The sequence below is a fragment of the Martelella sp. UBA3392 genome (assembly GCF_002358775.1).
Lineage (GTDB): Bacteria > Pseudomonadota > Alphaproteobacteria > Rhizobiales > Rhizobiaceae > Martelella > Martelella mediterranea.
Map to the genome: position 1 here is coordinate 5,152 of NZ_DEPM01000113.1, position 9,953 is coordinate 15,104.

A 9,953-nucleotide genomic window follows, 5' to 3' on the forward strand; every position below is an offset into this window, starting at 1 on the left:
CCCACACCCCGCCAGTCTGGTCGATGAAGTTGCGCATCTGCGAGGCGACCGTGCCGTAACGCGTGCCGCAGCCGAAGATGATGGCGTCGTAGTCCGCCAGTTCGTTGGGATCGGCAATCGGCGCTTCCTGATCCAGCTTGAAGCCGGAGTTCTTGGCAACCTCTTCCGGCACCAGTTCGGGCACGCGCTTCAGGGTGACGTCCGCGCCGGCGGCTTTCGCCCCTTCGACAACGGCCTTGGCCATGGCTTCGATGTGGCCATAGGCGGAATAGTAGAGGACGAGAACTTTTGCCATTTGATTGCTCCGGTTTCACTGTTTCAAGTGTTGCATCTTGATATGGCGCGGACAAGGCCGTTGTCGAGACAGCCGGCGATAGACGCACTGTTCACAGTCTCGAGCCCGGCAGCGAAAATGCGTGCTTGATCAAAACAGCCGAAGGGTCCAGAAATCAGTTCCCCGGCATATCACGGACCAGACCGACATGACCCAGCAGCCCACCGCAGCCATGCTCGCCATCGGCGACGAACTTCTGTCCGGACGGACCAAGGACAAGAATATCGGCTGTCTGGCGGACGCCATGACGCTGGCGGCGATCGAACTGAAGGAAGTCCGGATCGTCGCCGACGACCAAGAGGCGATCGTGGAGGCGGTCAATGCGCTGAGGGGCCGCTACACCTATGTCTTCACCTCCGGCGGCATTGGCGGCACCCATGACGATATCACCGCCGACTCGGTCTCCGCCGCCTTCGGCCTGCCGTGCATCTACAATGACGAGGCGATGAAGCGGCTGGCGGAAAACTATGCGCGGCGCGGGATCGAATTCAACGAATCGCGCCAGCGCATGGCCCGCATGCCGGAAGGCGCGGCGCTGATCGACAACCCGGTTTCCACCGCCCCCGGCTTCGTGATCGGCAATGTCCATGTCATGGCCGGCGTGCCGCAGGTGTTCCAGGCGATGCTCGCCAATGTCATCCCCACGCTCAAGGGCGGCGTCGCGATCATCTCGGAGGCGATCGACTGCCCCTTCGGCGAGGGTGATATCGGCACAGCGCTTGCCGCGATCCAAAAGGCCCATCCGCACACCTCGATCGGCTCCTATCCGCGCTTTTCCGACAAGGGCTTCAACACCCAGCTCGTCGTGCGTGCCCGCGAACGCGCGCTTGTCGATGCGGCGGCGGTCGACATTCGGGCCATGATTGCAGCGCTTCAGGGATGATTTTGACTCCGGTCAAAGCTTTGCCCTTCGCAATCGGCGATACCAACGCTACAGTGAGACATCACAGCACTATTCGGGAGGCATTTCGATGAGCTACAAGACCATTCTGGCGGTGATGGAATCGCCCGCGCAACAGGGCGGATTTCTCGATTTCACCTTCGAGGTCGTGCGCAGTTTCGATGCGCATCTGATCGGCCTCCACGCCGAGGCCGTCACCCCGACCCCGATCGTCGCGCCGATGGAAATCCCGGATCCGATCTCCATTCAGTCGATGCAGGAACTCGCCGAAAAGCGCAGCGCGGAGATCGGCGAGATTTTCCGCACCCGGACCGAAAGAGAAGGCATTTCCTGCGACTGGCGCAACATCGTCTCGGCCTCCGGCTTCGCCGGCCCCTCGGTGGTCGACAGCGCGCGCGCCGTCGACCTGATCATAGCCCCGCAGCTTGCTTCCGACGCGCCCGGCGATATCCGCACCAATTTCGAGAACTTCCTGTTCGAAAGCGGCCGGCCGGTGCTGATGGTTCCGCATGTGGCCAAGGCCGCCAAGCCGTTCTCCAAGGTGATGGTTGCCTGGAACGGCTCGCGCGAGGCCGCGCGCTCCACTTTCGACGCCCTGCCCTTCCTGAAAAAGGCGGATGAGGTCGAAATCTTCTCGGTCAATCCGCGTGAGAGCGCGGATGAGGATAGCGGGCTTTCCGGCGCGGAGATCGCGGCAACGCTCGCCCGCCACGGCATCAATGTCGTCGCCACCACGGCGCATGCCGACAAGGCCAAGGCCGGCGAGATCATCGAGAACCGGCTTTCGGACAATTCCGTCGATCTGCTGGTGATGGGCGCCTATACCCATTCCAGGCTGTGGGAGCTGCTTTTCGGCGGCGTCACCCGCACCCTGCTCGGCTCGATGACGGCGGCAACGCTGATGTCGCGGTGATGACGGCGCAGGCCTTGCAATAACGCCGCGAATGCGGCTATTAGCCCGCATTGTTTGTTGCGGAGCCTGCCATGTCCCTACCCGAAAAAGCCTTCCCCGTTTCGTGGGACCAGTTCCACCGAGACGCCCGCGCGCTTGCCTGGCGTCTTGCCGGACTTGAACAGACCTTCACCGCGATCGTCTGCGTCACCCGCGGCGGCTTGGTCCCCTCCGCGATCATCTCCCGCGAACTGGAAATCCGCCTGATCGAAACGGTGTGCATCGCAAGCTATCACGATTACACCGATCAGGGCGAAACCCTACTCTTGAAGGGCATCTCCGAAGAATTAAAGAAGAATGGCGGCGAGGGCGTCGTGATTATCGACGACCTGACCGATACCGGCAACACCGCCCGCGAAGTGCGCGAAATACTGCCCAAGGCCCATTTCGCCTGCCTCTACGCCAAACCGCAGGGCGTGCCCATGGTCGACACTTTCGTCACCGAGGTCAGCCAGGACACCTGGATCTATTTCCCCTGGGACATGGGCTTCACCTATCAGGCGCCGATCAAGAAGGCCCCAAGCGCTTAGCCGTGAACTGACTGGTATCGCTGGTCAGCTACGTCTTCTGTATATTTGGAATTCTTGCCCCTCTGTGGATTAGCACAGATTTCTGTCAATTAGCTCTTGCAAATACCGCAGGAACAAATCATGAATATAGACTTGCATTGGTCTATTGTTCGTGATTTGCCCAGTTGGGGCGTGGGAACAGGAGAGAAAGTTGGCATCGAATCCAAAATTTGGTTTTTCTGCGTTTTTACGGATACTCCACCAAAACGAGCGCCCCCAATACCGCACCATTAAAGAACGCTATCGCGAAGACTCAAGCGGTGGCTATGACTTTCACAGAAGCTTCAGAAACAGAGTTCAATCCCTAGCCGATGGCACGCTTGATGAAAATGCTATCACTGATAGCGTTAACAGCATTAGAAAAACAGCAGAACGCCGATCAACTTTGGATGGTCTGAAAGCCTTTGTTGCGTGGAAGAGACGATTAGGCTTGATTCTCCTGCCTGGAAAACCAATCTTATACTCGCCGAAAGAACTATCGTTTTCCCTCGAGTTTAAGCCAGACTTTATTACACTCATCGACGGCGAATTGCATTCCGTTCACCTATGGAACACCAAAACTCCACTGACGTCCACGATCACCATGTCAACACTCAAAGTTGTAAGTGACCATGTCCGAGGTGATGCAAATTATCCAAAGCACCTAGCAGTTTACGCCCTTAAACAAGATAGAATCTACTCCACAGCTTTCTGCACTGAGGAGCACTTGATCCTTGGCAGAAAATTATTGCTTAACGTAGATGCGCTTTCTCGAAAAGCTGTTGATGAAATCCGGCAAGACAAAAGAGATTCTCCACCTCCACTTCACCCGTCAGCGTAAGAACGAACGCCTGACCAGCTTCCCTTCTGGTCAGGCGTTCGCTTCGCGCGGCCGGGGGGACTTACCGCTTGCGGAGACGGGGGGCTTCCTGCGGAGCCAGATAATGGGTCAGGAGCGGGCCGGAGACCCAGGCGATCAGCAGCATTGCCGGCAGGAGGAATATCCTAGCCTCGTAGAGTACCGGCACCGTGAGGATGATCCCGACAACCATGGCGCAGCAAAGCGCGATGACGGCATAGGCAAGAACGCGTAAGGGCAGGTTTTCCATTTCGAGTTCTCCATTCGTGTTGCATGGTAAACGCGAAGTGAAGACGGGGGTTCCCTGGCGTTGGCGCTTTTTGCTGATCCCTGCGAATGGAGCGGCTGGCGGATGGCTCAGCCGCCGCGCTCCTTGCGCAGCTTGTCCCACCATTGCAGCCGCTTGTTGATCTCGCGTTCGAAGCCGCGGTCGGGCGGGTTGTAGAATTTCTGGCGGCCCATTTCGGTAGGAAAATAATCCTGTCCGGAGAAGGCATCGGGCTGGTCGTGATCGTAGCGATAGCCGTCGCCATAGCCTTCCGACTTCATCAGCTTGGTCGGCGCGTTCAGGATATGCTTGGGCGGCAGCAGCGAGCCGTTTTCCTTCGCCGCCCGCATCGCCGCCTTGAAGGCGGTGTAGACGCCATTCGATTTCGGCGCGGTGGCGAGGTAGACGCAGGCCTCCGCCAGCGCCAGTTCGCCCTCCGGCGAGCCCAGAAAATCATAGGCGTCCTTGGCCGCATTGGCGATCACGAGCGCCTGCGGATCGGCAAGGCCGATATCCTCGCTCGCCATCCGCACCAGCCTGCGGCCAAGGAACAACGGGTCCTCGCCGGCATCGAACATGCGGGCGAGATAATAGAGCGCGGCATCGGGATCGGAGCCGCGCACCGCCTTGTGCAGGGCCGAAATCAGATTGTAATGACCATCCTGGCCCTTGTCGTAGATCGGCGCGCGGCGCTGGACGATGTTGAGCAGGCTTTGCGGATCGAGCATCTCGCCCTCGCGCGCGGCGCGCCAGACCTCCTCCGAAAGCGTCAGGATCGCCCGTCCGTCGCCATCGGCCATCATCAGCAGCGTCTGGCGGGCGGCGTCATCGAGCGGCAGCTTCTTGCCCTCGGCCTCCTCGGCGCGGGCGACGAGTTCGGCGAGGCTTTCGGCGTCATGCGGGCGGAAGGTCAGCACCCTCGCCCGCGACAGAAGAGCGGCGTTGAGCTCGAAGGACGGATTTTCGGTGGTGGCGCCGACGAGGGTGATCGTGCCGTCTTCCATGACCGGCAGGAAACTGTCCTGCTGGGCGCGGTTGAAACGGTGGATCTCGTCCACGAACAGCAGGGTCTGCCGCCCGTTCATGCGCCGGGCGCGGGCGGCCTCGAACACCTTCTTGAGGTCGGCGACGCCGGAAAAGATCGCGGAAATCTGCTCGAAGGCAAGGCCCGCCTCGCCCGACAGCAGCCGGGCGACCGTGGTCTTGCCCGTCCCCGGCGGCCCCCAGAAGATCATCGAGCCGAGCGAGCCGGACGCGATCATCCGCGTCAGCACGCCATCTGGGCCGGTCAGATGCGGCTGGCCGGTGACCTCGGCGAGGTGCTTCGGCCGCAGCCGGTCGGCCAGCGGCCGCTTGCGCTCGATATCTTCCGGAACTTTGGGGGCAAACAGGTCGCTCATCTGAAGATCTGGTTTATCATCCTGCCGCCGCGATTGATGGAAAGGCGCCAGAGGCCGGGACTGGCGGCGGCCTGATCTTCCAGCGTGCCGGTCGTGTCGATCTCGGTTCCGTTGACCGCGACGATCACATCCCCGCGGGCAAAGCCGATGCGGGCGGCGGGCGAGCCGGCTTCAACCTCCGCGACGACGACACCATCAGATATGTCGGGCAGGCGCAACTCCTCGACCACGCGCGGCGAGATGTTTTCCACCGTCAGGCCGGAAAACGGGCTGTTGCCGTCAATCGTGCGGGTATCGCGCGGCGGGTCCTCCGGCGCAAGGCCGAGTGGCAGCGCGACGTGGCTGGCCTTGCCGTCGCGCTCGACCGTGAGGTCCGCCTTCTCGCCGATGCCGATCACGGTGAGGCGATAAAGCAGGGCGTCGGGGTGTTCGACCGGCACACCGTTGACCGCGGTGATGACGGAACCGGGCCTAAGACCGGCCTTTTCCGCGGGGCTTGCGTCCCGCACCGCCGAAATGATCGCCCCGCGCGCCGCCTTCAGGCCCAGCGCCTCGGCCATGTCGGAGGTGACCGGGCCGAATGTCGCGCCGACATAGGGGCGCTGGAACCGCTCATCCCCGCGATCGGCGGCGGCAAGGAACACCTTGACCATGTTCGCCGGAATGGCGAAGCCGATGCCGTTCGACCCGCCGCCCTTGGAGAAGATCGCAGTGTTGATGCCGATAAGCTCACCCTGCATATCGAGCAGCGCGCCGCCCGAATTGCCCGGATTGATCGCCGCGTCGGTCTGCAGGAAGAAGCCGAATTCGCCGTCGGTGATGGAATTGCGCGCAAGCCCCGAAATGATGCCGCTGGTGACCGTCTGGCCGACGGCGAAGGGGTTGCCGATGGCCAGCGACAGGTCGCCGACCTCGACCGCATCGGAATCCCCGATCGGGATTGTCGGAAAATCCTCGTCCGAATCGATCTTCAGCACCGCCAGATCATAGCGGTCGTCCTTCAGCAGCACGGTGCACGGAAACTCGCGGCCGTCGGCAAGCGCGACCCGCACATCGTCAGCGCCGGCGATGACGTGGTTGTTGGTGATGATCGTGCCGTTCTTCTCCACGATCACCCCGGAGCCGAGCGAGGTCTGCTTTTCCGAACGCCCGGGCATCTGCTGGCCGAAGAACTGGCCGAAAAACGGATCGGAAAACAGCGGCGACATGCGCCGCGTCACCATGCGCTCCGCATAGACATTGACCACCGCCGGCGCGGTCTGCTTCACCAGCGGCGCGTAAGAATATTGCAGTTCGGCATCACTGCCGGGAACCACTCTGTCGGCAGCGAGCACGGGCTGCATGGTCAAGGCCATACCGGCGAAAAGAGCCGCGGCGGAAATGCGTGTGAAGTGTGCCGTCATCAGTCACCTGTCTCTTCATGAATTTCATCCGGAGAACCCGGAGGGTGCACCACCATCATCGCCCGATATAGGGTGAAAAAGCGGCAGATGCGACAAATCAGGCGCGTTTTGGGGGCCTATTCATTTCACATTCACGATTGGAGCGGAAGATTGCCGTCATCGTCTGGCCGCAACCGCCCGCCACAAAATCGCCGGGCGACAAGAGCAGGCTCCGGCCGCAACCAAAAGGAGGTAATTCCATGAAACACACCCCCACAGCACTCGCCCTTGCGGCTTCGCTTGCCATCGTCGGCGGCGCGGCCCTGATGACCACGCCGGCCTCCGCCGCGAGCTTCGATTGCAGCGCCTCCGGCCTGACGCCGAATGAAAAGACCATCTGCTCCAACCTCACGCTCAACGATGACGATGTGAAGATGGCGACGATGTACACCATGCTGAAGGGCCTGTTCGCGATGGGCATGTCCGGCAACATGGCCGACGACCAGAAGGCCTGGCTGACGGAGCGCGAAGCCTGCGGCACGGACGTGGCCTGCATCGAAAAAGCCTATGATACCCGCATCGACCAGTTGCAGAAGCTTTATGACGGGATCGACAAGCCGATCTGAGGATAGACGCGAGGGAAGCGCGCGCATCCGCGTTTCCCTCGCCCCAAGGATCAGCGTGGCGCGTTCAGCGCCCGCCTGGACAAGGTCGGCCATTGCTCCAAAAGAGCCTCCCGGGTCCGGATCCCCGGCGACTGCTTGCCGCGCTGCTCCGCCTGCGTCAGCGTCACGAACACCAGCGTGTCATCGCCGCGTTCGGCCCAGCCGACATACCAGCCCCAGCCGTGGTCGTAGTCGAAACTGCGATCGGCGCGCCGGGGATAGGCCGCGCCGGTCTTGCCGCGCATGAGCCAGCCATCCACGGTGTTCTGTTCGAGCAGACTGCGCGTCTTTGCCATCGCCTCATCACTTGCCGGCAAGGTTCCGGTTGCCAGCCCGCGGAGAAAGACTGCCTGCTGATATGGCGAAATCTTCAGCGATGACGCAATCCAGGCACGGTCGAGCCCGTTATCGTAACCCGGATCGCCGGAAAAATCGGCATTGCCATAGCCGAACGCCTCGCCATAGCGGGTAAGCCTCGCCGCCCCGAGACTATGGGTCAGGCGCTGCGAATACCAGACGACGGAATAGCGGATCCAGCGTTCGGGATCGGTATCCTGTTTCCACGCCGCCCCGCCCCAGTCGGGATCGCCTTCGCGAAAAGACATGACCGGGTGATGGGTATCCTGCAGCACGCCGGCATCAAAACCCATCACCGCCAGTGCCACCTTGAAGGTCGAAGCCGGCGTGACCTCCGATCGGCAATCCCCCTCCTCTACCAGAGCCGCCCCGGATGTTGCGTTCACCACGAGCGTACAGACCGGCGCCGCCTCGACGGAACGTGCCAGCGCCGACAACAGGAAAAGCACGAGACCAACGAACAACCGCAGCATTTTCGCCTCCACCACGCAAAGTTTCGGGTCGACCCTTGCAGGACGACCCGAACCGTTTTCAGACACCGCATGTGATGCGGGAAAGCCGCGCCTATTCCGGCAGGATGCGCACCGCGCCCTTGTCGGCGCTGGCGGCGAAGGCGGCGTAGGCCTTGAGCGCGGTCGTCACCTTGCGGCGACGCGGATGCTCCGGTTTCCAGCCCTTCTCGTCCTGTGCCGAGCGGCGCGCTTCGAGTTCGGCGGGCGAGATCCTGAGGCTGATCGTGCGGCCTGGAATGTCGATATCGATCATGTCGCCATTGCGGACGAGGCCGATCGCGCCGCCCTGGGCGGCTTCCGGCGAGACGTGGCCGATCGAAAGACCGGAGGTGCCGCCCGAGAACCGGCCATCGGTGATCAGCGCGCAATCCTTGCCGAGGCCCTTCGACTTCAGATAGCTGGTCGGATACAGCATTTCCTGCATGCCCGGCCCGCCCTTCGGTCCTTCATAGCGGATGACGACAACATCGCCGGCCTTGACCTCGTTGGAGAGAATGCCCTTCACCGCCGCGTCCTGGCTTTCATAGACGACCGCCGGACCGGAGAATTTCAGGATGCTCTCGTCAACGCCGGCCGTCTTCACGATGCAGCCATTGAGCGCGATATTGCCCTTCAACACGGCAAGCCCGCCATCCTTGGAGAACGGATGCTCGGCGCTGCGGATCGCGCCGGAAACGCGGTCGAGGTCGAGTTCGGCCCATCGGCGCTCCTGCGAGAACGCCTGCTGCGAGGGCACGCCGCCCGGTGCCGCCATGAAGAATTTCCGCACGCTTTCGGAATTGGTGCGCACGATATCCCATTGGTCGATGGCGTCGCCCAGCGTCGCCGAATGAACGGTCGGGCTGTCGCGCTTGATCAGCCCTGCCCGGTCCAGCTCGCCAAGGATCGCCATGATGCCGCCGGCGCGGTGGACATCTTCCATATGAACATCATTCTTGGCCGGAGCGACCTTGCAAAGGCACGGCACATGCCGCGACAGCCGGTCGATATCGTCCATGGTGAAATCAAGCTCCGCCTCATAGGCGGCAGCGAGAATGTGCAGCACCGTATTGGTCGAGCCGCCCATCGCGATATCGAGCGTCATCGCGTTTTCAAACGCGGCCTTGCTGGCGATATTGCGCGGCAGCGCGCTTTCATCGTCCTGCTCATAGTAGCGGCGCGCCAGATCGACGATCTGGTGGCCGGCCTCGACGAACAGGCGGCGGCGGTCGGCATGGGTGGCAAGCGTCGAGCCATTGCCCGGCAGCGACAGGCCAAGCGCTTCCGTCAGACAGTTCATAGAATTGGCGGTGAACATGCCGGAGCAGGAGCCGCAGGTCGGGCAGGCCGAACGCTCGATCGCCTGGACATCGGCATCGGAATATTTGTCATCGGCGGCGGCGACCATGGCATCGACCAGATCGAGCGCCTGTTCCTTGCCGTTGAGCACCACCTTGCCGGCCTCCATCGGGCCGCCGGAAACGAAGATCGTCGGAATATTGAGGCGCAGCGAGGCCATCAGCATGCCGGGGGTGATCTTGTCACAATTGGAAATGCAGACCATGGCATCGGCGCAATGGGCGTTGACCATATATTCGACGCTGTCGGCGATGACCTCGCGCGAGGGCAGCGAATAGAGCATGCCGTCATGGCCCATGGCGATGCCGTCATCGACGGCGATGGTGTTGAATTCCTTGGCGACGCCGCCCGCGCTTTCGATCTCGCGGGCCACGAGCTGGCCGAGGTCCTTCAGGTGGACGTGACCGGGCACAAACTGGGTGAAAGAATTGACGACG

Annotated in this window: 11 protein-coding genes; 5 read left to right on the forward strand and 6 right to left on the reverse strand. The window is 61.8% G+C overall.

What is annotated here, in order from left to right:
* Nucleotides 1-295, reverse strand: a 295-nt coding sequence (gene wrbA, locus B4E36_RS08205; RefSeq protein WP_345900225.1) for an NAD(P)H:quinone oxidoreductase, incomplete at its 3' end; no start/stop codon positions are given.
* Between the two features lie 187 nt (nt 296-482).
* Here wrbA and B4E36_RS08210 point away from each other — a divergent pair.
* From B4E36_RS08210 to B4E36_RS08225, 4 genes are all read left to right on the forward strand, one after another.
* Nucleotides 483-1,217: a competence/damage-inducible protein A gene (locus B4E36_RS08210; RefSeq protein ID WP_292055684.1), complete on the forward strand. Its 735-nt coding sequence runs from the start codon at nt 483-485 to the stop codon at nt 1,215-1,217.
* A gap of 88 nt (nt 1,218-1,305) precedes the next feature.
* On the forward strand, nt 1,306-2,148 hold the full coding sequence (locus B4E36_RS08215) for a universal stress protein (RefSeq protein WP_292055685.1): 843 nt from the start codon (nt 1,306-1,308) through the stop codon (nt 2,146-2,148).
* A gap of 71 nt (nt 2,149-2,219) precedes the next feature.
* On the forward strand, nt 2,220-2,717 hold the full coding sequence (gene gpt, locus B4E36_RS08220; RefSeq protein ID WP_292055686.1) for a xanthine phosphoribosyltransferase: 498 nt from the start codon (nt 2,220-2,222) through the stop codon (nt 2,715-2,717).
* Nucleotides 2,718-2,907: 190 nt separating this feature from the next.
* Nucleotides 2,908-3,576, forward strand: a complete 669-nt coding sequence (locus tag B4E36_RS08225; protein WP_292055687.1) for a hypothetical protein — start codon at nt 2,908-2,910, stop codon at nt 3,574-3,576.
* 61 nt (nt 3,577-3,637) lie between these two features.
* Here B4E36_RS08225 and B4E36_RS08230 read toward each other — a convergent pair whose 3' ends face one another.
* The 3 genes from B4E36_RS08230 to B4E36_RS08240 form a co-directional block, all read right to left on the reverse strand.
* Nucleotides 3,638-3,844, reverse strand: coding sequence for a hypothetical protein (locus tag B4E36_RS08230; RefSeq protein WP_230722738.1), 207 nt, complete (start codon nt 3,842-3,844; stop codon nt 3,638-3,640).
* A gap of 107 nt (nt 3,845-3,951) precedes the next feature.
* Entirely contained in the window at nt 3,952-5,262 is a 1,311-nt protein-coding gene (locus B4E36_RS08235; RefSeq protein ID WP_292055689.1) for a replication-associated recombination protein A, read from the reverse strand.
* A complete protein-coding gene (locus B4E36_RS08240; RefSeq protein WP_414673747.1) occupies nt 5,259-6,665 on the reverse strand; it encodes a DegQ family serine endoprotease in 1,407 nt (468 codons plus the stop codon). Before B4E36_RS08240 ends, B4E36_RS08235 begins: the two co-directional genes overlap by 4 nt.
* A gap of 239 nt (nt 6,666-6,904) precedes the next feature.
* On the opposite strand from B4E36_RS08240, the gene B4E36_RS08245 reads away from it, so the two are divergent.
* Nucleotides 6,905-7,270, forward strand: a complete 366-nt coding sequence (locus B4E36_RS08245) for a lysozyme inhibitor LprI family protein (RefSeq protein ID WP_292055690.1) — start codon at nt 6,905-6,907, stop codon at nt 7,268-7,270.
* Between the two features lie 50 nt (nt 7,271-7,320).
* On the opposite strand, the gene blaOXA is transcribed toward B4E36_RS08245, so the two are convergent.
* Both blaOXA and ilvD read right to left on the reverse strand, forming a co-directional pair.
* Nucleotides 7,321-8,139, reverse strand: a complete 819-nt coding sequence (gene blaOXA / locus B4E36_RS08250; protein WP_292055691.1) for a class D beta-lactamase — start codon at nt 8,137-8,139, stop codon at nt 7,321-7,323.
* Between the two features lie 91 nt (nt 8,140-8,230).
* Nucleotides 8,231-9,953, reverse strand: a 1,723-nt coding sequence (ilvD, locus tag B4E36_RS08255; RefSeq protein WP_345900226.1) for a dihydroxy-acid dehydratase, incomplete at its 5' end; no start/stop codon positions are given.

Coding starts and splice junctions, on each gene's coding strand:
- B4E36_RS08210 (WP_292055684.1), top strand. CDS start 483: ATGACCCAGCAGCCCACCGCAGCCATGCTCGCCATCGGCGACGAACTT.
- B4E36_RS08215 (WP_292055685.1), top strand. CDS start 1,306: ATGAGCTACAAGACCATTCTGGCGGTGATGGAATCGCCCGCGCAACAG.
- gpt (WP_292055686.1), top strand. CDS start 2,220: ATGTCCCTACCCGAAAAAGCCTTCCCCGTTTCGTGGGACCAGTTCCAC.
- B4E36_RS08230 (WP_230722738.1), bottom strand. CDS start 3,844: ATGGAAAACCTGCCCTTACGCGTTCTTGCCTATGCCGTCATCGCGCTT.
- B4E36_RS08235 (WP_292055689.1), bottom strand. CDS start 5,262: ATGAGCGACCTGTTTGCCCCCAAAGTTCCGGAAGATATCGAGCGCAAG.
- B4E36_RS08240 (WP_414673747.1), bottom strand. CDS start 6,665: ATGACGGCACACTTCACACGCATTTCCGCCGCGGCTCTTTTCGCCGGT.
- B4E36_RS08245 (WP_292055690.1), top strand. CDS start 6,905: ATGAAACACACCCCCACAGCACTCGCCCTTGCGGCTTCGCTTGCCATC.
- blaOXA (WP_292055691.1), bottom strand. CDS start 8,139: ATGCTGCGGTTGTTCGTTGGTCTCGTGCTTTTCCTGTTGTCGGCGCTG.